25 protein-coding genes are annotated in these 26,253 nt (G+C 42.7%); all 25 read left to right on the top strand.

Annotated elements, in window-relative coordinates; translation table 11 throughout:
- Positions 1-15 precede the first annotated feature (15 nt).
- The 25 genes from G587_RS0106855 (at position 16) to G587_RS0106735 (ending at position 26,208) form a co-directional block, all read left to right on the top strand.
- The gene (locus G587_RS0106855; RefSeq protein WP_026491632.1) at positions 16-393 is read left to right on the top strand and encodes a rod-binding protein; all 378 of its coding nucleotides are present in this window, start codon (positions 16-18) and stop codon (positions 391-393) included.
- A 103-nt stretch (positions 394-496) separates the two neighbouring features.
- Entirely contained in the window at positions 497-2,722 is a 2,226-nt protein-coding gene (gene recD2 / locus G587_RS0106850; RefSeq protein ID WP_026491631.1) for an SF1B family DNA helicase RecD2, read from the top strand.
- Positions 2,712-3,431, top strand: coding sequence for a ComF family protein (locus G587_RS0106845; protein WP_051200845.1), 720 nt, complete (start codon positions 2,712-2,714; stop codon positions 3,429-3,431). Before recD2 ends, G587_RS0106845 begins: the two co-directional genes overlap by 11 nt.
- Positions 3,432-3,460: 29 nt before the next feature.
- Positions 3,461-3,889, top strand: coding sequence for a flagellar protein (locus tag G587_RS0106840; protein ID WP_026491629.1), 429 nt, complete (start codon positions 3,461-3,463; stop codon positions 3,887-3,889).
- 7 nt (positions 3,890-3,896) lie between these two features.
- Positions 3,897-4,286, top strand: a complete 390-nt coding sequence (locus G587_RS0106835) for a hypothetical protein (protein ID WP_026491628.1) — start codon at positions 3,897-3,899, stop codon at positions 4,284-4,286.
- Positions 4,287-4,291: 5 nt separating this feature from the next.
- A complete protein-coding gene (locus G587_RS21710; RefSeq protein ID WP_051200843.1) occupies positions 4,292-5,257 on the top strand; it encodes a hypothetical protein in 966 nt (321 codons plus the stop codon).
- Positions 5,258-5,263: 6 nt separating this feature from the next.
- The gene (gene cdaA / locus G587_RS0106825; RefSeq protein WP_026664231.1) at positions 5,264-6,151 is read left to right on the top strand and encodes a diadenylate cyclase CdaA; all 888 of its coding nucleotides are present in this window, start codon (positions 5,264-5,266) and stop codon (positions 6,149-6,151) included.
- The gene (locus tag G587_RS0106820) at positions 6,148-7,428 is read left to right on the top strand and encodes a CdaR family protein (RefSeq protein WP_026491626.1); all 1,281 of its coding nucleotides are present in this window, start codon (positions 6,148-6,150) and stop codon (positions 7,426-7,428) included. Before cdaA ends, G587_RS0106820 begins: the two co-directional genes overlap by 4 nt.
- A 15-nt stretch (positions 7,429-7,443) precedes the next feature.
- Positions 7,444-8,793, top strand: a complete 1,350-nt coding sequence (glmM, locus tag G587_RS0106815) for a phosphoglucosamine mutase (RefSeq protein WP_026491625.1) — start codon at positions 7,444-7,446, stop codon at positions 8,791-8,793.
- A 32-nt stretch (positions 8,794-8,825) separates the two neighbouring features.
- Positions 8,826-9,089, top strand: a complete 264-nt coding sequence (locus G587_RS0106810) for an HPr family phosphocarrier protein (RefSeq protein ID WP_026491624.1) — start codon at positions 8,826-8,828, stop codon at positions 9,087-9,089.
- A gap of 80 nt (positions 9,090-9,169) precedes the next feature.
- Complete coding sequence (gene rfbD, locus G587_RS0106805; RefSeq protein WP_026491623.1) at positions 9,170-10,048, top strand: dTDP-4-dehydrorhamnose reductase; 879 nt, start codon at positions 9,170-9,172, stop codon at positions 10,046-10,048.
- Between the two features lie 16 nt (positions 10,049-10,064).
- On the top strand, positions 10,065-11,861 hold the full coding sequence (locus G587_RS0106800; RefSeq protein ID WP_026491622.1) for an LIC_10190 family membrane protein: 1,797 nt from the start codon (positions 10,065-10,067) through the stop codon (positions 11,859-11,861).
- Between the two features lie 63 nt (positions 11,862-11,924).
- Positions 11,925-12,866, top strand: a complete 942-nt coding sequence (locus G587_RS0106795; RefSeq protein WP_026491621.1) for a GDP-L-fucose synthase family protein — start codon at positions 11,925-11,927, stop codon at positions 12,864-12,866.
- Positions 12,867-12,871: 5 nt separating this feature from the next.
- Positions 12,872-13,804 (top strand): glycosyltransferase family 2 protein, encoded by a 933-nt coding sequence (locus G587_RS0106790; protein WP_026491620.1) that lies wholly within the window; start codon positions 12,872-12,874, stop codon positions 13,802-13,804.
- Positions 13,804-14,577 (top strand): glycosyltransferase family 2 protein, encoded by a 774-nt coding sequence (locus tag G587_RS0106785; protein ID WP_026491619.1) that lies wholly within the window; start codon positions 13,804-13,806, stop codon positions 14,575-14,577. The genes G587_RS0106790 and G587_RS0106785 overlap by 1 nt, the downstream gene beginning before the upstream one ends.
- A gap of 10 nt (positions 14,578-14,587) precedes the next feature.
- Positions 14,588-16,000 (top strand): sugar transferase, encoded by a 1,413-nt coding sequence (locus tag G587_RS0106780; RefSeq protein ID WP_026491618.1) that lies wholly within the window; start codon positions 14,588-14,590, stop codon positions 15,998-16,000.
- The gene (locus G587_RS0106775; RefSeq protein ID WP_026491617.1) at positions 16,001-17,134 is read left to right on the top strand and encodes a hypothetical protein; all 1,134 of its coding nucleotides are present in this window, start codon (positions 16,001-16,003) and stop codon (positions 17,132-17,134) included.
- 1 nt (position 17,135) lies between these two features.
- Entirely contained in the window at positions 17,136-17,957 is an 822-nt protein-coding gene (locus G587_RS0106770; RefSeq protein ID WP_035786009.1) for a glycosyltransferase family A protein, read from the top strand.
- Positions 17,958-17,996: 39 nt separating this feature from the next.
- On the top strand, positions 17,997-19,157 hold the full coding sequence (locus G587_RS0106765; protein WP_026491615.1) for an EpsG family protein: 1,161 nt from the start codon (positions 17,997-17,999) through the stop codon (positions 19,155-19,157).
- 12 nt (positions 19,158-19,169) lie between these two features.
- Positions 19,170-20,123, top strand: a complete 954-nt coding sequence (locus tag G587_RS0106760; protein ID WP_026491614.1) for a glycosyltransferase — start codon at positions 19,170-19,172, stop codon at positions 20,121-20,123.
- Between the two features lie 10 nt (positions 20,124-20,133).
- Entirely contained in the window at positions 20,134-21,459 is a 1,326-nt protein-coding gene (locus G587_RS0106755; protein ID WP_026491613.1) for a glycosyltransferase family 4 protein, read from the top strand.
- Positions 21,460-21,463: 4 nt separating this feature from the next.
- Entirely contained in the window at positions 21,464-22,723 is a 1,260-nt protein-coding gene (locus G587_RS0106750) for a glycosyltransferase family 4 protein (RefSeq protein ID WP_242830045.1), read from the top strand.
- Positions 22,723-23,772: a glycosyltransferase family 2 protein gene (locus tag G587_RS0106745; protein WP_035786006.1), complete on the top strand. Its 1,050-nt coding sequence runs from the start codon at positions 22,723-22,725 to the stop codon at positions 23,770-23,772. Before G587_RS0106750 ends, G587_RS0106745 begins: the two co-directional genes overlap by 1 nt.
- A 21-nt stretch (positions 23,773-23,793) precedes the next feature.
- Entirely contained in the window at positions 23,794-25,566 is a 1,773-nt protein-coding gene (locus G587_RS0106740) for a hypothetical protein (RefSeq protein ID WP_026491610.1), read from the top strand.
- Positions 25,567-25,587: 21 nt separating this feature from the next.
- Complete coding sequence (locus tag G587_RS0106735; protein WP_051200839.1) at positions 25,588-26,208, top strand: HAD family hydrolase; 621 nt, start codon at positions 25,588-25,590, stop codon at positions 26,206-26,208.
- Positions 26,209-26,253: the final 45 nt, after the last annotated feature.

Here is a 26,253-nt window from a genome sequence, read left to right as displayed (position 1 = left end):
TTAAGGGTGTAAGATATGGCAATTGATATGAATTCTATAAATAACTTAACAGGGATTTCGCAATATGCCAGCAGTCAGGCTGCTTCCGATAAGATCAATTCAGCAGCATCCAAGGTGAGAAGAATCCAGACAGATGAGGATAAGGCTGAGGTTGATAAGGAACTTATGGATGCCTGCAAGCAGTTCGAGGCGTACTTTATGGAGCAGATCTATAAGGGCTATGAGAATACCACCAAGGTATTCAGTAAGGATGAGTCGGGATCCATGGGCAAAATGGTTGACTATTTCAAGGATCTCACCATTCAGGACATAGCATCTACAGGAGCAGATACCCAGAGCGTAGGACTTGCGCAGATGCTTTATGAGAACATGAAGAGAAACTATAACATTTAAAACATGATCAAGTGAATAGATAATTTGTTCTTTGCAAAGAGTCGCTTGCGGCTCTTTGTCTATTTTTGAATCAGGAATACTTTTGGTCAATTCAGGGAGGAAGATGGAAGTAAAGGGATATATAGATCATTTTATATACAGAAGTCCGGACAAAACCTATGGGGTAATGGTTTTTGTCTCTGACGGCGAGGAGATTACCTGCGTCGGAAGCTTCGTGGACGTGGATGAAGGGGATACTCTTGAGATCGAAGGAGAAATGACAGAGCATCCTGTCTATGGAGAACAGATCAAGGTCAGCAGCTATAAAATAGCTGCTCCAGATGATACGGAATCCATGGAGAGATATCTTGGGTCAGGCGCCATCAAAGGAATTGGCGAGACAATGGCCCGAAGAATTGTAAAGAAGTTTGGAAAAGATACCTTCAGGATAATTGAAGATGAACCTGAAAGACTGGCAGAGATTAAGGGCATAAGTGAGAAGAAGGCTAGGGATATTGCTATTCAGCTTACAGAAAAAAGAGAAATGCGGGATGCCTTCGTTTTTATGTCCGGCTATGGAATTACAGGCAATATGTCAGTCAGAATATATGAGAAATACGGAGCCCAGGTCTATAGGATACTAAAAGAGAATCCATACAAGCTGGCGGATGATATCGAAGGAATAGGCTTTAAAACGGCTGATGAAATAGCATCCAGAGTAGGAATAAGCGTTGATTCAGATTACAGAATAAGAAGCGGTATACTGTATGTGCTATTGGAAGCATCAGCTGATGGCCACAGCTTTTTGCCAAGAGAAGAGTTGCTAACAAAATGCGTGCAGCTCCTTGGGGTACAAAAGGATAACGTAACTCTTCAGATGGACAACCTGATGGTTGAAAGGAAGCTCATCTACCGAGGAGAGGATGAGGTGTATGCTTCTTCTTTTTTCTATGAGGAGCAGGCTATAGCGGTCATGCTAAAGGAGCTTAATCTTCAGGTGTCAGGCACCTCTGATGCAGCACTGCTTGAGAGAATAAAGAGTATCGAGAAAAGGCGAGACATAGAGCTTGATGATCTTCAGAGAAAAGCAGCTGCGGCAAGCGCAAAGAACGGTGTTGTAATAATCACCGGTGGACCTGGAACGGGAAAAACCACGACCATAAATACCATAATTGAATATTATGCCGAGGAGCAGATGGAGATTCTTCTTGCTGCGCCTACGGGAAGAGCTGCCAAGCGTATGAAGGAGGCAACCGGTTATGAAGCCTATACGATACACAGGCTTCTTGGAGTAGGCGGGGCAGGTCTCTCTGAAGATAACGCTGACAGAGCCAGGATCCATTTTGACAAGAATGCGGATAATCCTCTGGAAGCAGACGCGATCATAATCGATGAGATGTCCATGGTTGATATGCATCTTTTTTCAGCTCTGCTTAAAGCGGTTCTTCCCGGAACTCACCTGATCCTTGTGGGAGACAGCTCACAGCTTCCGAGCGTTGGTCCGGGACAGGTGCTTCATGACCTTATAGAGAGCGGACAGTTTACTACTATTACTCTTCAGAAGATTTTCAGGCAGGCAAAGCAGAGTGATATTGTCATGAATGCCCATAAAATCAAGGATGGCAGCCAGATCAAGATGGATAACAAGAGCAAGGATTTCTTTTTTCTGAAAAGAGATAATGCGGATGTCATCTACAAGCATATGATCGAACTGATAAGGGATAAGCTTCCGGGCTATGTTGAAGCCACAAGCAGCGACATACAGGTGCTTACACCAATGAAAAGAGGTCCTCTAGGTGCCCAGACACTGAACGCGGTGCTGCAGAGATACTTAAATCCTGCGGATGAACATAAAAAGGAATATGTTCACGGAGAGAGAGTAATAAGAGTCGGGGACAGGGTCATGCAGATCCATAACAACTACCAGGCCGAGTGGGAGATACTGGGGAAATTCGGAATTACGGTTGAAAAGGGTCTTGGTATATTCAACGGCGATATGGGAGTTGTAAAAGAGATAAATACGGTTATGAAGGAGCTGGTGGTTGAGTTTGATGAAGGAAGACAGGTAACCTATCCTTTTTCAGAGCTTGATGACCTTGAGCACGCCTATGCCATTACAATACATAAGTCCCAGGGATCAGAGTATCCCGCGGTTATATTGCCGCTACTTGGAGGGCCTAGGATGCTTCTAAACAGGAATCTCCTCTATACAGCGGTAACAAGAGCACAGAAATGCGTTGTTATCCTTGGTAATAAGGAAACTGTGGACACTATGATCGAAAATGAGGAGCAGCTCAAACGATATACGGGATTAAAGACGAGAATACTGGAGGCTATGAGTGCAGATTGAGGATATAAAGGAGGGGGTCATATCTATTCTGTATCCTCGAAGATGTCCTGTCTGTGATGAAATAGTAGGTCAGGGTAAAGGGCTGATACATCCAGAATGCAGGAAGATAATAAAGCCTGCCGGGAGAATAATCTGTATGAAATGTGGAAAGCCCCTGGGGGATCCGGATAAGGAGTATTGTCCCGACTGTGAAAAGACAAAGCACTATTTTGACAGAGGCTTTGGTATTTTCAGATACAGATCCATTTCGGGTTCGGTCTACAGATTCAAGTATTCGGGAAGAAGAGAATATGCGGATTTTTATGCCGAGGCAGCAGCCAATTATCTGGGAGAAGCCATTAGGAGCATGCATGCAGATGCCATAATTCCGGTACCGATGTACAGGAAAAAGCAGCGTAAGCGCGGGTACAATCAGGCGGAGGAATTCGCAAGAGCTCTTGGCAAACAATTTGACATACCTGTCATAAATGACATGGTTATCAGAGTCAGAGATACAGTTCCAATGAAGCTTTTGGACGCATCACAAAGGCGTTCAAATTTGAAAAAGGCTTTCAATATAAGTGAAAATGATGTAGAATTTAAGTGTATTATCCTTGTTGATGACATTTACACGACCGGCAGTACTATTGATGAGCTAGCCAGGGGATTTCGAAGACATGGAGTGAATAGGATATTCTTTGTAACGCTTGCAATAGGCCAGGTGGTGTGAAAATAACCACTGCAAAATAGGAGGATATCATGAGTAATATTCGTAATTGTTCAAGATGTGGTAAGATGTTCAATTATATCGTAGGTGATGTTATCTGCGAGAATTGCAAGAAGGAGATTGAGGAAAAATTCCAGCAGGTTAAGAAATATATCGAAGAGAACCCTGGAAGCGGAATCAAGCAGATAGCCGAAGAATGCGAAGTTTCAACTAAGCAGCTCAAGAAGTGGATTTTGGAGGAGAGACTTGTTTTCACTGAAGGATCACCTATCCAGATTACTTGTGAGAATTGTGGTGCTCGTATTTCAACAGGCAGATTATGTGCAAAGTGTAAGGCAACTGTTACAAACGCGTTGAATAATACTGTTAAGGAGCGTCAGCAGGCTCTTGCAGCCGAAATAGCTAAGAAGCAGGCTCAGAAGTCGGATGCAACCTCCGGAATGAAATTTCTTAAAACCTGAGGATATTATGTTAAACGAGGAGAGAGTTATCCTGATGACCAGGATGGCTGCCTTTGAGCAGCATGAGGGGAAAAAGAATAACGCTATAAATTCGTACTTTCGCAGCGACTATGTCGGATTCCAGGTGCTGAAGTCTATCATCAGTGCCACAGTGGTTTATCTGATACTGGTCGCTGCCTATGTGATGTATCATTTTTCTGATGTACTTCAGGATATATACAACACGGATATTGCAGCAACGGCCAGAAAATATCTGGTTTATTATGTTGCGCTTGTAGTCGTGTACTCAGTGATTTCATACATCATTTATTCTATACGATACGGAAGAATGCGTAAGAATATGAGGGCATATTATTCCTGCCTTAAAAAGCTGGGAAGAATGTATGAAAAGGAATAGGGGAAATGACATCTTTACTAGAAATACGAGAATATATTAAGAATTTTTATGTTAAATACGAACTGTACATCACATACGTGTGGAAGTTTTTACTTTCATTAATCGCACTTACGATGATCAGTAACAAGATTGGATATCAGACTAATCTGACAAAGCTGCCCATACTGCTTATGGCATCACTTTTGTGTTCAATTATGCCGCAGAACTTTATGGTGCTCATCTCTGCCGGATTTATTCTTGCACATCTTTACAAGCTTTCAATCTTTTGTGCAGCTATAGCACTGATCATCTTTCTTTTGATGTTTCTGCTTTATTTCAGATTTTCACCGAAGGATACTATCGCGGTAATGCTGACACCTATGTGTTTCTATTTCAGCATTCCTTATGTGATGCCCATTGCTTTGGGACTTATGGGAACACCCACATCAATCATTTCAATGTCATGTGGAATCGTGGTTGCTTTTCTTGTGAATTATATTTCAGGAAGTGCCACAACTCTTACAGGTGGTCAGATCGAGGAGACTGCTACCCAGTTCCAGACAGTTATTTCCGAGCTTTTGAATAATAAGCGCATGTGGGTATTTATCGGTGCGTTTGCCATAACACTGGCTATAGTTTATTTCATTAGAAGAATGTCAATTGATCATGCCTGGACTATCGCTATAGTAGCCGGAGCTCTTGCAGATATTGTTTGTCTGCTTGTTGGTGACATGATTTATTCTACAGAGCTTTCATTTATAGCAGTAATAGTACAGACTGTTATTTCAATTTTACTACTCCTGATTCTTCAGTTCTTTGCGTTCAATCTCGATTATTCGAGAATTGAGAAGGTGCAGTTTGAGGATGATGAGTATTACTACTACGTCAAGGCGGTTCCGAAGGTTACAGTTTCTACACCTGCTCCTAAGGTTAAGAAAATCAGCGGATCAAACGCCGGTAGAGACTACAGAGGCAAGGATAGAGGCGAGTAATTTTAGATGCAACACATCGGATTTTTTCTTGAAAACAATCTGACAAACCTGCATATGCCTTCGGTCAGGGCTCTCGATGTCGTCGAGATGCTGATAATTGCATTCCTGATCTATCATATTTTGGTTTGGGCCAAAACTACAAGACTATGGTCCCTGTTAAAAGGGGTCGTAGTTATTGTTGTCTTTATAGTTATTGCTGCTGCATTCAACATGTCCACCATTTTGTGGATCGTTCAGAATGTATTTGGTATCGCAGTAACCGCGATGGTTGTAATTTTGCAGCCGGAGCTCAGGAAGGCACTTGAAGGTATCGGCCGAAGAAACTTTTTGCACGGTTTGTTTAACTTCACAGAGGCAACAGAGGAGGGCAGATTTTCTGACAAGACTATTAACGAGATAGTGAGAGCCTGCGTTGAGATGGCCAAGGTCAGAACCGGTGCGCTCATTGTAATAGAGCAGCTTTCATCTCTTAGCGAGTATGAGAGAACGGGTATTGATATAGACGGAATTATTACAAGCCAGCTTCTTATCAATATCTTTGAGCACAATACACCTCTTCATGATGGTGCGGTTATAGTAAGAGGAGACAGGATCACTTCTGCGACCTGCTATCTCCCTCTTTCAGACAATATGGAGCTTGGTAAGGAGCTTGGAACAAGACATCGTGCAGGTGTCGGTGTATCCGAGGTTACAGATTCCCTTACGATAATAGTTTCCGAGGAGACAGGAAAAATAAGCGTCGCTTACATGGGCGAGCTTGAGAGAGCAGTGGATAGTGAGCGCTTGAGAGAGAGGCTTCGCCAGATCCAGAACAAGTCCACTGAAGATAAAAAGGATAAAAAGAAGAATAAGAAGAACAAGATAAGCATAATAGGGAAAGGGATTGCAAAATGAAGAAGCTCAATTTGACTGCCAATCTGGGGCTGAAGATTGCTTCACTTTTATTCGCAGCAATTCTTTGGTTCCTTGTTACAAACATCAGTGACCCGGTGGATTCAGTTAGATTCAGTAATGTTCCGGTCACCCTTAGAAATGCAAACAGCATAACGGATAACAACCAGGTATATCAGGTGCTTGAGGACAGCGATGTGATATCGACCGTGTCCGTTTATGCTCCGAGATCCATCGTTGATTCTCTTAACAAGGAGAATATCGTTGCTATTGCAGATCTCGAAAATACAACAAATATTGATGGTACATATTATGTTGCCATTCAGCTTTCAACCAATAAGTACAGTAATCAGATACAGAGCATTAGCGGAAGTATTGATTCTGTGGAGCTGAGCATAGAGAACAGAGCCTCAAAGACACTGGCGATTTCTGCTACAACGACAGGTACCTTGACTGATGGGTATATAATAGGTGATGTTGTGACTGATCAGAACCAGATCAGAATTACAGGAGCCGAATCTGTTGTTGACAGCGTGAAGGATGCTCAGGTAAATGTAGAGGTTACAGGCTACACGACAAACATCGGAACCAATGCAGAGATTCATCTCTATGATGATGAAGGTAATGAAGTTCCGAAGGACAACTTAAAGCTCAGCAGTTCCTCAGTTGGCGTGTCAGTTACTATTCTTGCTACAAAGAGAGTACCTATCACTTATCAGATATCAGGTATTCCTGCTGAGGGATATGTAGCAACAGGTGAGGTTGAATTCAGTCCGGAGGATGTTCTGCTTGCTGGCAGAATGTCAGTACTTAACAAGATAGATTCAATTTTTGTATCAGATGCAGCTCTTGATATCACAGGATATACCGGTGATCTTACAACTACCATCGATTTGTCCGGATATCTGCCTGGCAATGTAAGCTTTGGCGATGCAGATTTCAATGGAATCGCAACAGTCGTGGCTCATATTGACAAGAAGAGCGATAAGACAGTCAGCGTACCCTATAGTCAGATCGAGATAACCAATATTCCCGAAGGCTATGAAGCTGAGCTTGTTGATGAGGGAAAGAACTTTGATCTTTTGATCAGCGGACTTTCCGATAAGGTTAACAAAATTGAACCTGAGGATGTGTCAGGTGTTGCCGATCTTTCACAGGTAGAGAGCGGAGCAGAGGATATCTCAGGTGAGTACAATATAAATGTTTCGTTACTGCTTCCCGGAGGCGTTACAACATGTGACATGGTTAATGCTGTTGTGAGATTAACGAAGATTGAATGATATTTGGAGGATAAAATGTCTAGATTATTTGGAACAGATGGAGTAAGAGGCGTGGCTAATGATGAACTTACACCACTTCTTGCAATGCAGCTCGGTCAGGCCGGAGCATACGTGCTTTCTAAGGAAAATAAGCATAAGCCTACAATCATGGTAGGATGCGATACAAGACTTTCAGGTGATATGCTTGCGTCTGCACTCATGGCTGGTGCCTGCTCAGTTGGAGCAAATGTAGTAAACGTAGGAGTGCTTCCTACACCTGCTGTTGCATACCTTACCAGAAAATATCGCGTTGATGCAGGAGTAGTTATTTCTGCTTCACATAATCCGATGGAATTCAATGGAATCAAGTTCTTTGATGGCAACGGATTTAAGCTTCCCGATGCTATGGAAGACGAGATCGAGGATCTCATTAAGCATAATCTTGAGGGTATTAAGATGCCTACAGGCGCAGGTGTTGGTAAGATCAAGAGCCGCACAGATGCCCGCGAGGAGTATATCAACCACAATCTGACATGTGTTGATGTAAGACTTGATGGTTTCAAGATTGTTATGGACTGTGCTGAGGGTGCAAGCTCTTACACATCAGTTGAGACTATCAGACAGACAGGTGCGCAGGTTATTGCAATCCACACCAATCCTGATGGAACAAACATCAATGCTAACTGTGGCTCCACACATATGGAGGAGCTCATGGGACGCGTTGTTACCGAGAAGGCTGACATAGGTCTTGCTTTTGACGGAGATGCTGACAGATTCCTTGCAGTTGACGAGAATGGTAAGTTTGTTGACGGTGATGAGATTATGGCCATCATCGGCAAGCATATGAAGGACAGAGGAGATCTTAAGGGCGATACAATTGTCGCTACAGTTATGAGTAACCTTGGCTTCTTCAAAATGGGAGAGCGTGAAGGAATCAAGATTGAGAAGACTAAGGTCGGAGACAGATATGTTCTTGAGCGCATGAAGGAGATCGGCGCTAATCTCGGCGGAGAGCAGTCAGGACATATTATCTTCCTTGACGATAACACAACAGGAGATGGACTTTTATCAGCACTTCATCTTCTTAAGGTTATGAAGGATACAGGTAAAAAGCTTTCTGAGCTTTCAAAGGTTATGGAGGTTATGCCCCAGGCTCTTTGCAATGCTACCGTACCTACACATAAGAAGGATCATTACATGGAGTATCCTGAGATTGCCAGTGCAATCGAGGAGCTCGAGAAGAAATTTGCCGGAGACGGAAGAGTACTTATCAGACCTTCAGGAACAGAGCCTCTTGTTCGTGTAATGATAGAGGGCAAAAACCAGAAGGTTATAGAGGAAGAAGCTAAGAAACTTGCAGAGTTGATACAGGATGTAATGCTGTAATACGTACAGCTTTTAAATAGAGGTTAACATTTATGATTACACAGAAAGTGGTTATTAAAAACCCGACAGGGCTTCACTTGCGTCCTGCAGGGAATTTATGTAAAGTCGCGATGAATTATAAATCGCATATCACATTTATGTATGGTGATAATTCAGCAAATGCCAAGAGCGTTCTCAGTGTTCTTGGTGCATGCATCAAATGTGGAGATGAACTTGAATTTAAATGTGAGGGGCCGGATGAAGCAGAGGCAATGAAAGCCCTTGTTGAAGCTATAGAGAATGGCCTTGGTGAATAATATACTGATAACAAAACGGACGGCAATTTTGTCGTCCGTATGCGCGTTATATGAGAAATGAATCAAAGAGGTGAATTTTTATGAAAAAAATCATTGTAACAGGATGTAACGGACAGCTTGGAAGAGCAGTAAATCTTGAGCTTGGTAAGACAGGCGAGTATGAGCTGGTTAATACAGATGTCTTTGAGGGCGAAGGAATTACTCCTCTCGATATTACAAATGTTGATTCAGTTGTAGCTCTTGCCAGAGAGGTTAAGCCCTACGCAATCATCAACTGCGCAGCTTACACAGCAGTTGATGCTCAGGAGAGCGATGTGGATCTGGCTTACAAGATAAACGCCATTGGACCGAGAAACCTTTCTATAGCAGCTACTGACACAGATGCTAAGCTGGTTCATATTTCAACCGACTATGTTTTTGCAGGTGATGGCAACAAGCCCTATACCGAATTCGATAAGACAGGTCCCGTAAGTAAATATGGAATTACCAAGCTTGCAGGTGAGCAGTTTGTTGAGAAGTTTGCAAAGAACTATTTCACTATAAGAACAGCCTGGCTCTATGGTGATGGCAAGAACTTCGTAAAGACAATGCTCGGTCTTTCTGAAAAGTACGATGAAGTAAGTGTTGTATGCGATCAGCTTGGAACACCTACAAGTACCTACGAGCTTGCAAGAGCAATCCACTTCCTTCTTGAAACAGAGAACTATGGACTTTTCCACGGTACCTGTGAAGGCGATACAAACTGGGCAGATTTTACCGAAGAGATTTTCAGACTTGCAGGTAAAAATACAAAGGTCAATCATGTGACAAGTGCAGAGTACTCTGCAAAGAATCCGCAGGCTGCTCCCAGACCTGCGTATTCAATCCTTGAGAATTACATGCTCAAGCTGACATCTGATTTCATGTTTGCTGACTGGCATGATGCAATTGAGAGATATCTTAAGGAGCTTGTTGGATAAAGGATAGTACCTAAAAATGCTGGCTGTAATTGCTAATTGGATTTATGTGATCATAACTACATACATTATCGGGTATGCCACACTTGAAGGTATTTCTTCAATCGGCTGTATGCAATCCGCCAAGGGACAAAAGAAAACCCCTTATACATATAAGTATACCGAGAGCATACTTGTTGCAGGAATTCTGGTGGTCAATGTATATGCTGAATTGTTCAGCCTTATTACAAGGGTATCTCTGGCAGCCAATCTGATTCTGTTGCTTGCCTGCTTCCTTTTGTACTATCAGTACAGAGAGGGGATGAATGAGAGGCTTATCGTCGGAATGGGAAGGATTGTCAGCACCGGTAGCTTCTGGCTGTATCTGGCGATTTTTCTTCTGATGGCATACGGAACCTCACATGGACTGATGCACTATGATACGGATCTGTATCACGCGCAGGCTATCAGATGGATTGAGGAATTCGGTGTTGTAAAGGGTCTTGGCAATCTTCATCTAAGACTTGGGTATAACAGCGCATCCTTTGCGCTTTCTGCTCTTTACAGTGGAGCTTTTTTAGGAAAGCCCATGCATGCGATGGCAGGATATTTCGCGCTCCTTTTGGCATGGCAAAGTGCAGATATTAAGAGCATTGCGAGAAGACAGCACATCATTTTATCTGATTTTGTCAGAGTTGTAGCTATATATTACTTATTTACCATTTTTGATGAAATGGTTTCACCGGCATCGGATTACTTCATGGCCACAATGGTACTCTATATAGTTATCCATTGGCTTGATCTTTATGCGGCACATGAGAGGGCGTTTTTACCATATGCACTTTTGAGTATATGTGCTGTGTATATAACAACAATAAAGCTATCGGCAGCACCACTGGTACTTCTTGCGATTTATCCGATAGTCTACATTGTAAAGAAAAACGGTAAAAAGGGAATTATCTCTATAGCCCTTTGCGTATTGCTTTGCTTTGTGATCGCGATTCCGTACTTTGTGAGAAACGTGATTCAGACAGGGTGGCTTGTATATCCCTTTACCGGAATTGATCTATTTAATTTTGCATGGAAAATACCGTATGAGACAGCTCTCAGTGATGCAAATGAGATAACGGTATACGGCAGAGGCTTTACGGATGTTTCAATGATAGCTGCTCCCTTTACGGAGTGGTTTCCTACATGGCTTACCGGACTTACACTTGTAAATAAAGGGATGCTGATGTTGGATGCGATATGCCTGCCGGTGTATCTTGGCTGTGTTCTCTATTTCCTTGTGAGTGCTTTTTCCGGAAAGAACAAGGGGACAGCTATGGAAAAGGAGGGGATAACAAAGATATTCCATCTGAGCCACAGAAGAACCGTTTCACTTTCGGATTTTATCTTTATTGAAGGAATAGCTTATATTGCACTTTTTTATTTCCTGTTCACTTCGCCCCTTGTGCGATATGGATGCATATACCTTTGGCTTCCAGCGGTAATTCTTATCGGAAGATTTGTCATTCTTTTTGACAACCGCATAGGACAGGATATAAAGGGATATATTTACAAGATAGTGATAGTGGCATTTGCTGCTTTTATGATATTTAAATTCGGAATGCTGATAAAGGATGATGTTCCAAGATTCAGCGGTGCAAACCTTATTTCTCAGCAGCCCTATAACAGTTATGAGCTTGAGGAAAAGGAGATAAACGGAGAGATATTTTACTATCCTACAGAGGGCGACAGAACCGGTTATGACAAGTTTCCGTCAACTCCTAATCCCGATGGATTCACCATGGCAGATGAAAGTATACTGGATGGTTTTTTGCCCGCTGGCAGGTAAGTTGAAAAAAACAGGCAAAATAGAGTAAAATAAAGTATTGTAGTTTGATTGGAGATATATGTTATGGAGAAAAATGCAAAGATTTATGTTGCAGGTCACCGCGGAATGGTGGGCTCAGCAATTGTAAGAGCACTTGAAAAACAGGGTTATACAAATATTATTACCCGTACACATAAAGAGCTTGATCTCACAAGACAGGATGCTGTTGAGGAGTTTTTCGAAAAGGAAAAGCCGGAGTATGTATTCCTTGCTGCAGCTAAGGTTGGCGGAATTGAGGCTAACCAGAGCGCACTGGCTGATTTCATGTATGAAAATATGATACTCGAGATGAATGTTATTCACTCTGCCTGGAAAAATGGCTGTAAGAAGCTGGAGTTTCTTGGATCTTCATGCATTTATCCCAGAATGGCACCTCAGCCTATGAAGGAGAGCTGCCTTCTTACAAGTGAGCTTGAGAAGACCAACGAAGCCTATGCTCTGGCTAAGATTTCAGGACTTAAGTACTGCGAATATCTTAATAAGCAGTATGGTACAGATTATATTTCCGTAATGCCTACAAACCTTTACGGACCTAATGATAACTATCATCCTACACATTCACATGTACTTCCTGCTATGCTCAGAAGATTCCATGAAGCTAAGGAAGCAGGACTTAAAAAGGTAACATGCTGGGGTGATGGTTCACCGCTTCGTGAGTTTTTATATGTTGATGATCTTGCAGACCTGTGCGTATTCCTTATGAACAATTACAGTGGAGACGAGACAGTAAATGCCGGAACAGGTAAAGAACTTACTATTAAGGAGCTGGCAGAGACAATCGCTAAGGTTGTTGGCTATGAAGGCGAGATCGAATGGGATGCAACCAAGCCCAACGGAACACCCAGAAAGCTCCTTGATGTCTCAAAGGCAGCAGGACTTGGCTGGACCTACAAGACTGAGCTTGAAGATGGCATCAGGCTTGCTTATGATGACTTTTTGAATAACCCTATGAGAGCGGAGAGATAAAGGAAATGCAGCTTATTAGCATAATTGTTCCCTGCTATAACGAAGAGGAGAACATAAGAGATTTTTACGATGAACTCATGAAGACTGAGAGCTTCTTTAAGGAGCATGATGTCGACATGGAAATAATATATGTAAATGATGGTTCCAAGGATGGTACTGTCCGTGAGGTTAAGAAGCTTCATGAGCAGGACGAAAGGGTTCACCTCATTAATTTTTCAAGAAACTTCGGTAAGGAATCTGCTATTTATGCAGGCCTTCAGAAGGCTAAGGGTGACTACGCAGTAATGCTTGACTGTGACCTTCAGGATCCGCCGGCAATGCTTCCTGAGATGTACGGATACATCGTGAATGAGGGTTATGATTCCGTAGCTACAAGACGAGTTACACGAAAGGGCGAGCCGCCGATCAGATCCTTCTTTGCTCGCAGATTCTACAGCCTCATCAACAAGATGTCCAAGACAGAGATTGTTGATGGAGCAAGAGATTACAGACTTATGACAAGACAGTTTGTGGATGCGATCCTTTCCATGGAGGAGTACAACCGTTTCTCCAAGGGAATATTCGGATGGGTTGGATTCTCAACAAAGTGGCTTGAGTTTGAAAATATTGAGCGTAAAAAGGGAGAGACCAAATGGTCCTTCTGGAAGCTGTTCTTATATGCCCTTGATGGAATTATGGCATTTTCTACAGTGCCACTTGCATTTTCATCCTTCCTGGGTGTGATATTCTGCTTCCTTGCGCTGATACTTATTATTGTGACTATTATCAGAAAAGCTGCCTTCGGTGATCCTACAAGCGGATGGCCGTCACTGGTCTGCATCATTTCACTGGTAAGTGGTGTTCAGTTGTTCTGTCTTGGTATTGTGGGACAGTACCTCAGCAAGACTTACCTTGAGGTTAAGCACAGACCGATTTATATCGTTAAGGAAGAGATCTGATGAAAAGTGACAGAAGCCTAGGAAATCGCATCAGTATCGTGGTTCCCGTGTATAACGCGCAGGATTACATTCGTGAGACCATAAAAATGGTTCAGCGTCAGACCTATGAGAACTTCGAGCTTATTCTTGTGGACGATGCCTCATCGGACAAGAGCACCGAGATCATAGAAGGTGTAAAGAACGAGGGTGATGACAGAATCAAGCTCATCAGGACTGCCGTAAACAAAGGAGCGGCTTCTGCAAGAAATACAGGAATAAGCGCAGCAACCGGAAGGTATCTGGCTTTTTTGGATGCTGATGATATATGGAAGGAAGACAAGCTCGAAAAGGAGCTTGCTTTTCTTAAAGAAAAGAATGCTGCATTTGTTTTTACCGCATATGAATTCGGGGATGAAAATGCGAATCCTACGGGACGCATAGTTCATGTGCCGGAAAAATTCTCATTTAAGGAGGCGCTTTCCAGGACGATTATTTTTACAACAACCGTCATGATAGATATGGAAAAGCTTCCAAAAGATGATATTTACATGCCGAAGATCGAGAGTGAGGATACTGCCACCTGGTGGAAAATACTTAAAGGGGGCACCATTGCATACGGACTTGATGAAGTCCTTGCAATATACAGGAGACCTACGAAATCGCTTTCATCAAATAAGTTTTCGGCAATCCGAAGAATTTGGGGATTGTACAGAAAAATAGCCGGATTATCAGTAGCTGCCAGTCTTTTTTACTTTGTGGGATGGGCTGTGAGAGCTACAGTGCGCAGGCTATAAAGGGAATTGTATGAAACAGATTGAATCTAAAAAAAGAGTATTTGTATTATGCCTGGGGCTGATAGGTCTTTTGATGCAGACCCTTGTTTATGGCTGGTTCTGGTTTAATGTTTACTATCCGATTGTTAACGCACCCAGATATGCCGGCGGATATTATGTTGGTCCCGGATTACATCTCTATTTCCGTGGACATCTTCTTGTAATCGCGATTTATTTCGTTTTAGTACTCTTTTTGTCTAACACCTATGGGGGCTTGAAGATAGGATATCTGAAGGCTATGGATATTTTCCTGTCTCAGATATTCGCCCTTTTAATGGTAAATATAATCTCATATTTTCAGATATCACTGTTTGGAATCAGACTGGTTCCTGTTTATCCGATGCTGGAGGTACTGGCGATACAGCTCGTTATTTCCTTTTTGTGGGCTGTGTTTACCAACTGGCTATACCGTTCAATCTTCCCTGCAAGGCAGATGCTTCTTGTAAGCGGAGAATATCCGGTTGATGATATCTTAAGAAAATTCAATTCAAGACAGGACAAATACAATATCGTTAAATGTATGAATATCAGCGAAGGCTTGATGCAGATTGAGAGAGAATGCATAGAGGGCTATGATGCTGTTGTTATCTGGGATATTCCTACCAAGGAGAGAAATAAGCTTCTGAAGTTTTTGTATTCAAATTCTATCAGAGTTTATCTTATGCCCAAGATAACTGATGTGCTTGTTAAGGGATCTGAGCAGCTGCACATTTTTGATACCCCCGTTCTTTTACTTCGTGAGTATTACCTTAAGATCGAGCAGCGCTTTATAAAGAGACTGGTTGATATTGTATGCTCTCTGCTCCTTATAATACTCACATCTCCCATAATGCTAATAACTGCAATAATCATTAAGCTCTATGACAGAGGTCCTGTACTGTACAAGCAGATTCGCTGTACAGAGGGGCAGAAGGAGTTTAAGATCATGAAGTTTCGAAGCATGAGAGTTGATGCTGAGAAGGATGGCGTGGCAAGACTTGCTACCAAACATGATTCAAGAATTACTCCTATAGGAAAGTTTATAAGGGCGTGCAGGATAGACGAGCTGCCGCAGCTTTTCAATATTCTTAAGGGAGAGATGTCCTTTATCGGACCAAGACCCGAGAGACCAGAGATTATCGCTCAGTATATGGAGACAATGCCCGAGTTCGCATTCAGAATGAAGGTTAAGGCCGGACTTGCAGGATATGCGCAGGTTTATGGTAAATACAACACCACTCCGTATGATAAGCTTAAGCTTGACCTTGCCTATATTGAGAACTATTCAGTATGGCTTGATTTCAAGCTGATGCTTCTGACACTTAAGATTTTATTTACTCCCGATGCAACTGAAGGCGTAGAGGAAACACAGACTACAGCACTTAAAAATTCCGGTGAAAACTAAATGGCAACTAAACGTGAAAGCTACGATAATGAAATACTGAATCTCAGGGCTTTTTATCTGGTGCTTCTTAAAAAAATATGGATAATTCCAGTGGCAGCTGTGATAGGAGCAATCGTTGCGGGAATAATCTATTTCCTTGCAAATGTTGTATATGCTCCTGCAAGGAATTATGTGACTGAATCCACTCTTTATATTACCTTTGCCTATGATGAGAACAAAGGTACAGAGGTTGATTTCTATAACGCTTATACCTGGAATCTTCTTGTGAAGGCAGAGGACCAGAACCTTGTGGAGAAAACCGACTACAATATTCTTGACGGAATAATGGAGAAGCTTGATGAGGCGGGATATCACGAGGGCAGCGATGTCACAAGGGAAGAGGTAATAGCTTCCGTGAATGCGGATATACCCTCTGATGTCAGAGTTATGATCTTTACCGTATCCAATCCCAAGAGGGAATTGTCAGGTGCCATAGCAGATGCTGCCAACGCAGCCCTGGTAGAATACGGAAAAAATAATGAGGCATTTACACAGATTAAGCTTCTTGGAAGAACAGATACAAAGATGGAGCTTATCCCGGATAAAATGGCTGTTGCCGTAATTTTCGGTGCAGTTTTGGGATTTGTTTTTGCCATTCTCGTGCTTTTGTTTTCAAAGGCAATGGATGATGCTGTATATGTTCCGGAGGATGTGGAGAGAAGATACAATCTTCCGGTTCTTGGCGTTCTTACAAGTGACGGCGTGGAGGAGCCTTCATTTTTCAGAAATGAGCTCCTGTTCATGTTCAGGGAGAAGCTGAAAAATGAAAAGTCAGTGGCGCTTATAAGTGCTGATGACAGGAAGGGATCTGAAAAAGCTGAGGAGACCGTATCCAGACTTAAGAGCGTCATCGGAAACGGAATACCTGAAGGCATGGCTGAAGTAGTACCCATGACACTTCCCGGTAATTCCAATGATTCAGCTGCCAAGCTGTCAAGTGTTGACGGAGCTGTTATCGCAGTATCCATGGGAACTCATAACGGAGCTATGACAGAGCACCTTATTTCCCTTCTTAGAAAGCTTGGCTGCAATGTCTGTGGTATTGTTATCACAGATGCTGATATAAAGCTTTTAAACAGATATCTGGGGCTTTGATATGTCTAGAATAGAGTTGCTGGTAGCTGCTGTCAGGCAGGATACCAAGGCATTACCATCAAAAATGAATATTCAGTCTGATGCCGTCATCGTCAATCAGTGTGATGAGGATCAGACTTTTGAAAATGATTATACTGACAGAACGGGAAGGGTCTGCAGGATAAAATGTCTTCACAGAAATGAAAGAGGAGTTGGCTTATCAAGGAATCTTGCGCTGGAAAACGCGGACCGCGAGCTTCTTCAGTTCGCTGATGAGGACATTGTTTATAATGATGGCTACACAGAGCTGGTTGAGAAGGAGTTTGATGCTCACCCTGAGGCGGACATGCTGATGTTCAATGTTAAGGCTCAGGAAGGCCGTGAAACCTATCACAATACAGACTTTGCCAGGGTGACATGGAAAAACTACGGAAGATATCCGGCCTATGCCATAGTGGCCAGAACCGCTGTATTAAAAAATGCAGGAGTAAAATTCTCAGTCCTGTTTGGAGGAGGCGCTAAATACAGTAACGGTGAGGATTCGCTTTTTTTACATGACTGTTTAAAGAGCGGAATAAGGATATACCGTACTGATGTCAGCATAGGACATGAGGTGGCAGAGAGGCCTTCTACATGGTTTGATGGATATAATGACAAATTCTTTTTTGACAGAGGCGTGCTTTACCATTTCCTGTATGGTTCGTTGGCAGCTGCGATGAGCCTTAGATTTGTACTGGTCAAGAGAAAAGAGATGTGTAGGGAAAAGTCTGTGCTTCAGTGCTACAGACTTATGAAAAAGGGAATCAGACAGGGAAAGCTGGAGGAGAGAGAAGGCAATTTTTAATTTACACAAATAGCTTTTGCCTGTCCCAGAGGTTATCTTATGCTTGTTTATTTAGCGCTTACTGCGATAAGCCTTATAATTGCATATCAGATAAAAAGAACCGTAACCGCGCCGGTTATAAGGACGGGACAATACTGCAGCATTTTCCGAGGAATAAGCAGAATTCAGATGAGAAATTCTGTGGGACTTCTGTTTCTGTTTGTTATCCTTACAGGCGTGTCTGCGCTCAGGTTAAATGTAGGGAATGATTACAGCAAATATGTTGAGTTCATGCACAGAACCTACAGTAATGCATTTGTTCCTACAGAGGTGGGTTTTAATTATCTGACCAAGATAGTTTATTATCTCTCGGGATTTGAGAACTATGTTGGAGTGTTTGCGATTTTTGCCGCTGCTACCGTGTTCTTTTTCCTGGCAGGGATATTTATTCAGGCAGAGGACTTCTTTATGTCCTTTGCGATGTTCATGCTGCTTGGTTACTATTTCCAGTCCCTTAACACTGTGAGAAATTACCTGGCTCTTGGAATAGCCTTCTATTCCATAAACTATTGCATAAAAAGAGACTGGCCCAGGTTTATTATTCTGATTTTATTGGGGTCACTTTTTCACAAGTCACTGCTGGTGGTGCTGGTATTGTATCCGCTTGCTCAGATGAAGTGGAAAAGGTGGATGCATGGTGCACTTGCCCTGTTATGTATATCATGCCTGTTTTTAAAGGATTTTTATCTGAATATGGCGGTAAAGCTGTATCCTTCTTACGAGGGAACGGAATTCCTGACAGGCGGAACCAGTAAGCTGGGTATTGCCAGATGCGTTGCGGTGCTTTTGCTGGCATTCTTTGTTTTGGGAAAAGACGTGGTGAAGGACCGCAGAATGAGCTTTTATTTTTACGCTAATTACGGTGCACTGCTCATGTATGTTTTCTGTTCGTTTTTGCCCACCATTTCAAGAATCGCTTACTATTTTTCTATTACACAGATTTTGTATGTGCCTGCACTTTTAGCAAGGCTTATTGGCGATAGGGAAGCCGGAAGATATAATGCCGGACGAATGTTTAAGGTTCTGACCATAGCCGGATGTGTTATGTATTTCGCTGTTTTCATGATGAAGGCAGGCGACGACGGAGTAAGAATTTTGCCTTATGAGACTTTTCTGTTTCATGAGCTTCCGGCAACATTATCGGAGAGAGGCTTTGGCTGACAGAGGTATAACATGAAAAGACCATTTTTTACAATCATTGTAGTTTCATATAATGCCGGTGAGGATCTTCTAAAGACACTGGAGAGCATAAAGACTCAGACCTTTAAGGATGTGGCTATTGTCATAAAGGATGGTGGTTCTACAGATGGGTCCCTTGAAAAAGCGGAGGAGGTTCTCGGTGTCAGTGGTGAGGACAAGACCTCAGAGGCTGGCGGAAGAAAGCGTCTTAGTGCTGGAAAAGTGAATTCCGATGGTTCCTTTGACATCAGATACCGCGATGGAAGTATCCGTATTATCAGAAGCAAGGATCATGGAATCTACGATGCCATGAACATGGCTGTAGATGCGGTTAAGAAGGATGAAAGCAGATTAAAATCTGACACTGCTCCGGGATATGTCTATTTCCTTAACTGCGGTGATGTTTTCTCAAACAATAAGGTACTGCAGAGGGTTTTCGAGAAGATCCAGCTTGATAGCAGGGACTCCGGAACAATTGTGCCCACCATCTATTATGGTGATATTTTCGAGATGAAGACTAGGCAGAGGGTTTCTTCCAATCCGAAGATTGATGATTTTGCCTGCTACAGGAATGTTCCTTCGCATCAGGCCTGCTTCTATGATGAGAGACTGGTTTTCAGATATGCTTTTGATACGGTCTGGAAGGTGAGGGCTGATTACGAACACTTCCTCCGCTGTTTTTATGTGGAGAAAGCGCAGACCAAGTATATGAAAATGCGCGTGGCTGATTACGAGGGCGGAGGATTTTCAGAGACGAAGGAGAACCGCAAGGTATCTGAGAACGAGAGGCAGCAGATTATACGCATGTATCTGCCGAAGCAGCAGATTAAAAAGTTCGATATGATACGGATGGTTACGCTTGCGCCGCTTCGCACCAAGATATCGGAGAATCCCAAGACAGCCGGTATCTACAATAAACTTAAGAGCCTGATTTACAGGCATCGTTAAGAGGTTTCCTATGAGAGTTTTGTGGGTCTGTAATATAATGCTCCCTGCCTTTGCGAGAGCTAATAATCTTCCCTGGTCAGACAGAGAGGGCTGGTTATCAGGAGCCTATGACAGGATTTCATCCGGGAAAAAATCCGGGAATGTCACTCTTGGTGTGGCTTTTCCTGCTGATAACCTTGGGAAGGATGCTATAGAAATAGACGGGGTTAAATTCTACGGCTTTTCAGAAAATTTAAATACCCCCGAGATATATGATGAAAAGCTGGAAGGCAGATTTGGCGAGATATATGAGGACTTTAAGCCTGATATCATACATGTCTTTGGAACGGAGTTCCCGCACAGCCTGGCAGCCATAAAGGTATTTGATAAGCCGGAAAAAACACTTCTGGGGATACAGGGTATTTGTGGTGAGATCAGTAAGCTGTATATGGCAGGGCTTCCCGAGAGTGTGTATAAGGATACGACCTTCCGCGACAGATATAAAAATGATTCGCTTGTACAGCAGCAGGAGAAGTTTGAGAAGCGTGCTGAGAATGAGAGAAAAGCAATAATGCTGACAGGACATATCACAGGAAGAACCGATTTTGACAAAGAGGCTACTGCTGCGATAAATCCTAAAGCTAAGTACCATAAAATGAACGAGACCATGAGACCTACCTTTTACAAGGGGGCATGGAGATCGGTTAACACGGTGTCACACAGCATTTTTCTATCCCAGGGAGATTATCCTCTCAAGGGATTTCATTTCATGCTTGAAGCGATGCCTGAGATACTTAAGGAGTTTCCTGATACGAAGCTGTACGTTGCAGGTAATAGTGTTATTGGCAGAATTAAGAGAAAGACAGTTACTATTCCGGATGAGCAGAAAAATGCCTCCGGACGTAGTAAATATCCCTTGGCTATCAGAATTTCCGCTTATGGAAAATATTTGAAGAAGCTGATAAGACGTGGAAGACTTGGCGGAAAGGTTATCATGCTTGGAAAGCTCTCCGGAGAGCAGATGAAGGAGCAGCTTCTTAAGTGTAATGTTTTCGTGTGTCCGTCAATCGTTGAGAACTCCCCCAATACCATGGCAGAGGCCATGCTCCTTGGTGTTCCGACTGTTGCTGCTGAGACAGGCGGTATTCCGAGTATGCTTGAGAAAAATGTGGACGGACTTTTGTTTGAAGCCGGAAATGTGTCAGAGCTTGCAAAGTGCGTAAAGCAGATGTTCAGAGAGCCTGTAATTGCAGCTGTTTACGGAGATAATGCAAGAAAACACGCCATGATAACCCACGATGCCGGAGAGAATTACAAACGGCTTATCGAGATATACAAGGAGATAAATAGTAATTGAGAAGGTGTCAGCGAAGCTGATGGATGAGGATAAGACCATAATAAAGATTACATTTATATCTAACTTCATAAATCATCATCAGATTCCCTTCTGTGATGAACTCTTCTCAAGGCTTGGCGAAGCATTTGCATTTATTGAGGCTCAGCCCATGGAATCTGAGAGGAAGAATATGGGATGGGGACAGGATGGCGGCAAGTTGCCCTATGTGCACAGACTTTACGAGGATGAGAAAGGATGCCTTAAGCTCATAGACGAGGCGGACGTGCTTATCCTTGGATGGACGGGTCTTGAAAAGGATACCCCTGCCATGCAGAGGATAATAGCAAGACTTGATTCCGGAAAACCGGTTATCAGAGTGAGTGAGAGAATCTACCGTGAGGGCAGATGGAAGATGATCTCCCCGAGGGGCCTTAAGGCAAAGTATGATGAGCACATTAAGTACAGGAACAAGCCTGTTTACATGCTGTGTGCCGGGGCGTATGTGTCCGGGGATTATAAGCTTATTGGTGCTTATCCTGGAAAAATGTTTAAATGGGGGTATTTTCCGCCCTTTAGAAAATATGAGACTTCGGAAATATCTGACATGCTCTACAAGGATGGCGAGCAGCTGAGGTTATGTTTTGCAGCTCGTCTTATTAAGCTAAAGCATCCTGAGCTTGCAGTTAAGACTGCTGAGTACTTAAGAGAAAATGATGTGGATTTCCACATGGATATAATTGGTGATGGTCCGCTGTTTTCGGAGATATCAGCCATGATAAAGGAAAAGAACCTGGAGGATAGGGTTACTCTCAGCGGTTTTATGAAGCCTGATGAAGTAAGGGATATCATGGAAAAGAGCCATGTTTTCCTCTTTGCAAGTAACTATCTTGAGGGCTGGGGAGCAGTTGTGAACGAAGCCATGAACAGTGCCTGCGCAGTTGTGGCATCCTCTGAGGCAGGATCGGTTCCTTATCTTATAAGAAACGGAGAAAACGGACTTACCTTTGACGGCTGCGATGAGAGAGAGCTAAAGAAAAAGCTCGATATGATAATACATGGAAAACAGGGAGGAGAATTATTAAGAAGGCTTCAGAGAGCAGCGTATGAGACTGTGGCCGATGAATGGAACGGTTCTGCCGCTGCAAGGAAATTGCTTGATTTTTGCAGTAAGCTTGCTGCGAATGAAAAGTATATTCCACCGGAAAACGGACCTATGAGTGTTGCTCATATTATAAAGGCTCCGGGATTTATCAGAGCACTTCAGGAGGATAATCATTTAGAGTGATGACATTCAGGAAAAAGATAAGTGTAATAATACCTGCTTATAATATCGAGGATCTGATAGTCCGCTGCCTGAAATCTGTCCGCGATCAGACCTATCCGTCTGAGCTTATGGAGATAATTGTTGTTGATGACGGATCAACGGATGATACCTATAAGCGGATAGAGGAATTCATAGAGAAATCTGAGCAGGAAGGCGAACAGCATCCCAAAATGCTTCTGCTTCATCAGGAAAACGGCGGAAGCAGTAAGGCCAGGAACCTGGCGCTAAGTGCGGCTACAGGAGATTATATCGGATTCGTGGATTCGGATGATTACGTGGACTCTCACATGTATGAGAGTCTCATGAAGGCGATAGAAGAGAACAGTACAGAGGAATCACCGGTACTTATGGCCCAGGCATCAAGGGACGAGATAGCAGAGGATGGAACAAGACTGCCGGATGTCTGTATCCCGCCTAAGGCAGTGAAGACCATAAACGGTGAGCAGCACCTCAGGACTCTTTTGATGCATACAGGGGATGCGTCCTTTTGCACCAAGCTCACAAGCAGAGCCCTGTTTAAGGGGGAGTGCAGGGGATTTCCTGAAAATGAGCTGAACGAAGATTTTTATCTTATGATACATATGCTTAAAAGGGTGGAGAAGCTGGTAATTTTGCCACAGCAGTATTACCATGTTTTTTACAGGAGCGGCAGCAATTCAAGGAAAAAAGCGGATCAGAAGGATTATTTCCCTCCGGTGTTTACGGATATTGTGAGAAATTCCGATGTGGCGTATCGACTGGTAAGGAAGAATTTTCCTGCTCTTATGGATGTGGCAATGAGATTTTGTCTTATTCAGAGACTTGATTACCTGTTGCACATTCCGATAAGTAAGATGAATCATGGCAATAAATTCTACCGTAAAGAAGTTGTGGGATTTTTGCAAAAACATATGAAGGATATTTTTTCAAATAAATATCTTACGACAAAGAACAGAGCGTATCTTGTTGCACTTGGTATAGCACCAAAGGCAGTGAGGAGCGCACATGCTAAGGTGAGAGGGATTAAATAGTATAGGAGAGAAGAGCTGAGCATGAAGCTAAAGACAAAACAGTATAGCTTAATACTGCTTCTTATGTTGATCGTTCAGGTGGTATTTATCTGCTTCTATGGAGCACAGAAAGCGGGTTACCATCAGGACGAGTACTATTCTTATTTTTCATCAAACAGAAGCCTTGGTTTTTACTATCCGGACAGAGAGTGGGTGGATACTGACACCCTGAGGGATGAATTTGTAGTTAAAAGAGGCGAAGGCTTTAACTATGGACTTGTCCATCTGGTGCAGTCATGGGATGTTCATCCTCCGCTTTTTTATGATCTTCTGCATACGGTTTGTTCACTGAGTCCGGGGATTTTTAGCAAATGGCAGGGGCTTATCGTAAATCTTATCGCCTTTATCATAAGTTTTGTAATTCTTAATAAGCTTGCGAAGGCTATTGGAATGAGTAAGGGCTTAAGACTTACTCTTATGTTCGTTTACGGCTTTAATCCAATGACTATTTCCTGTGTGCTATTCATCAGAATGTACATGTGGCTTACGGTTTTTGTGCTGGCATCCGCCTATCTGCACATGAAGCTGATAAGTCTGATAAAAAAGTATTATGCGGGAAATGAGCTTAAAGGCTTTGTTCTTGATAAGCCCTTCGATGCAAAATTCAAAAAGGGGTTTGTATCCTATGTGGCAGCGATAGCACTGGTAAGTGTTCTCGGATTTTTGACTCAGTATTACTACCTGATCTATATGTGTGTTATGGGGCTTTCGTTCGGTGTGTGGTTCCTGTTTCTTATGCCTAAGAACAGAAAGAAAAAGAATCAGGATACTGACAAGGATACTGCGCCTGTCCTTAACATCGAAAACATACTGGGAGATGAGGAATTTGTTCAGCAGGCCGCATCAATGGCGGAGAGATTTAAATACATCCTGGTATATGCTCTGGGAGGAGCTGTTTCCCTTGGCATAGCAGTCCTCATATATCCTTCAGCACTTTCACATATTTTCAGAGGCTACAGAGGACAGGAAGCAGCCGAGGCCTTTTCCGATATGTCAAATATCTGGGACAGACTGGGATTCTTCTTTGGACTTCTGAATAAATATCTCTTTTCAGGGATGCTCTGGATAATAATTGTTTTGGCAGTTATAGCGCTGATAGCACTTTTCTTTATGCTGAGAGTTAAAGGGGAGAAGGATAAGCTCCATATCGCTCACATCAGAATTTTGATGGTTTCAGTTGTTGGTTACTTTTTCCTGGTTTCAAAGACAGCGCTTCTACTTGGAGATACCTCCAATCGTTATCAGATGCCAATCTATCCGATAGTACTGCTGCTTGCAGCGTATTTTACCAGAATAGGTATAAGAGCAATTGTGGGAAACAGGACCTTCGCTGAGATACAGATACCGGTTCTTGGTACGCTGCTGATCTTTACCATAATTCTTATCAAGGGACTTACGATTGATCAGAACGTTCTTTTCCTTTATCCTGAGGATAAGGACAGGATTGCTTTTTCCGAGGATATGAAGGCAGAGGGAGCTAAAGCTGTTGTGATTTATAACAGTGCAACCCCGGATAATATATGGCGGCTCACGGATGAACTTCTGGTGTATGACAAGCTCTATTATGTCAACTCGGATAATCTTGAAGCCATAGACGACAGTGAGATTGCTGAAGCGAATATATTAGCTGTATATATCGCGGATAATGATAATATGGACAATATACTCAGCGTACTGATGAAAGCAGACCCCAATTTATCCTGGAGCGGAGAGATATCCCGGAAGGATATGTGGACAGTAATAGAGATGCAATAACTTGAAAGATGTTAGATAAAAATGGGTAAGATAAATATGGGTAAGATAAATACAATAATCTTCGATATAACCGGAGTTCTTGTGGATGGCTGTCTTGACGACTTTTTCAGAAACAAGGGCTATACCGAAGATATGGTACAGAGACTTTTACTTACATGTACAAATCCCGGAGATTGGACTGAGTTTGATAAAAATCATGTTGATCTTGAAGGTGCAATCGGAATATTTGCAAGACATGATCCTGAAATAGAAGGAGAATTAAGGAATGCTTTCTGTGACCTAAATGGTATTGTGCGGAAAAGAGAAAGAACAATTCCCTGGATAAGAGACTTGAAAGCTTCCGGTTACAAAGTACTGATTCTTTCAAATTTTGCAGAGCAGGGTCTGGATGACAATCCGTTTATGAAGGAATTTCTGGATGAAACTGACGGAGGAATCATAAGCTTCTCGGTAGGTCTGACCAAACCGGATCCTGAAATATACAGACTGCTTATGGAGAGATATGAACTAAAAGCCGAGGAGTGTGTGTTTATAGATGATATGCTCGAAAATATTGAAGCAGCTAAAGCACTTTCGATGCAGGGTATTGTCTATAAGAGCTACGAGCAGGTGATAAGAGAACTTAGGAAATTAGGAATATAAGGTTTTATATAAATAATTTTCGCAAAAAAAGGAAGTGGCATGGAT

The sequence above is a fragment of the Butyrivibrio sp. XPD2002 genome (assembly GCF_000423945.1).
In the GTDB taxonomy this organism is placed as follows: domain Bacteria; phylum Bacillota; class Clostridia; order Lachnospirales; family Lachnospiraceae; genus Butyrivibrio.
The sequence above is the reverse complement of the archived record's forward strand: the minus strand, read 5'-3'. Positions and strand labels throughout refer to the sequence as shown.

Excerpts from the sequence above, each read along its gene's own strand:
- cdaA (WP_026664231.1), top strand. The coding sequence starts at position 5,264 with ATGCAACACATCGGATTTTTTCTTGAAAACAATCTGACAAACCTGCAT.
- G587_RS0106800 (WP_026491622.1), top strand. The coding sequence starts at position 10,065 with ATGCTGGCTGTAATTGCTAATTGGATTTATGTGATCATAACTACATAC.
- G587_RS0106735 (WP_051200839.1), top strand. The coding sequence starts at position 25,588 with ATGGGTAAGATAAATATGGGTAAGATAAATACAATAATCTTCGATATA.
- rfbD (WP_026491623.1), top strand. The coding sequence starts at position 9,170 with ATGAAAAAAATCATTGTAACAGGATGTAACGGACAGCTTGGAAGAGCA.
- recD2 (WP_026491631.1), top strand. The coding sequence starts at position 497 with ATGGAAGTAAAGGGATATATAGATCATTTTATATACAGAAGTCCGGAC.
- G587_RS0106790 (WP_026491620.1), top strand. The coding sequence starts at position 12,872 with ATGCAGCTTATTAGCATAATTGTTCCCTGCTATAACGAAGAGGAGAAC.
- G587_RS0106755 (WP_026491613.1), top strand. The coding sequence starts at position 20,134 with ATGAGAGTTTTGTGGGTCTGTAATATAATGCTCCCTGCCTTTGCGAGA.
- G587_RS0106745 (WP_035786006.1), top strand. The coding sequence starts at position 22,723 with ATGACATTCAGGAAAAAGATAAGTGTAATAATACCTGCTTATAATATC.
- G587_RS0106785 (WP_026491619.1), top strand. The coding sequence starts at position 13,804 with ATGAAAAGTGACAGAAGCCTAGGAAATCGCATCAGTATCGTGGTTCCC.
- G587_RS0106770 (WP_035786009.1), top strand. The coding sequence starts at position 17,136 with ATGTCTAGAATAGAGTTGCTGGTAGCTGCTGTCAGGCAGGATACCAAG.
- G587_RS0106795 (WP_026491621.1), top strand. The coding sequence starts at position 11,925 with ATGGAGAAAAATGCAAAGATTTATGTTGCAGGTCACCGCGGAATGGTG.
- G587_RS0106820 (WP_026491626.1), top strand. The coding sequence starts at position 6,148 with ATGAAGAAGCTCAATTTGACTGCCAATCTGGGGCTGAAGATTGCTTCA.
- G587_RS21710 (WP_051200843.1), top strand. The coding sequence starts at position 4,292 with ATGACATCTTTACTAGAAATACGAGAATATATTAAGAATTTTTATGTT.
- G587_RS0106810 (WP_026491624.1), top strand. The coding sequence starts at position 8,826 with ATGATTACACAGAAAGTGGTTATTAAAAACCCGACAGGGCTTCACTTG.
- G587_RS0106775 (WP_026491617.1), top strand. The coding sequence starts at position 16,001 with ATGGCAACTAAACGTGAAAGCTACGATAATGAAATACTGAATCTCAGG.
- G587_RS0106760 (WP_026491614.1), top strand. The coding sequence starts at position 19,170 with ATGAAAAGACCATTTTTTACAATCATTGTAGTTTCATATAATGCCGGT.
- G587_RS0106840 (WP_026491629.1), top strand. The coding sequence starts at position 3,461 with ATGAGTAATATTCGTAATTGTTCAAGATGTGGTAAGATGTTCAATTAT.
- G587_RS0106765 (WP_026491615.1), top strand. The coding sequence starts at position 17,997 with ATGCTTGTTTATTTAGCGCTTACTGCGATAAGCCTTATAATTGCATAT.
- G587_RS0106740 (WP_026491610.1), top strand. The coding sequence starts at position 23,794 with ATGAAGCTAAAGACAAAACAGTATAGCTTAATACTGCTTCTTATGTTG.
- G587_RS0106835 (WP_026491628.1), top strand. The coding sequence starts at position 3,897 with ATGTTAAACGAGGAGAGAGTTATCCTGATGACCAGGATGGCTGCCTTT.
- G587_RS0106780 (WP_026491618.1), top strand. The coding sequence starts at position 14,588 with ATGAAACAGATTGAATCTAAAAAAAGAGTATTTGTATTATGCCTGGGG.
- glmM (WP_026491625.1), top strand. The coding sequence starts at position 7,444 with ATGTCTAGATTATTTGGAACAGATGGAGTAAGAGGCGTGGCTAATGAT.
- G587_RS0106855 (WP_026491632.1), top strand. The coding sequence starts at position 16 with ATGGCAATTGATATGAATTCTATAAATAACTTAACAGGGATTTCGCAA.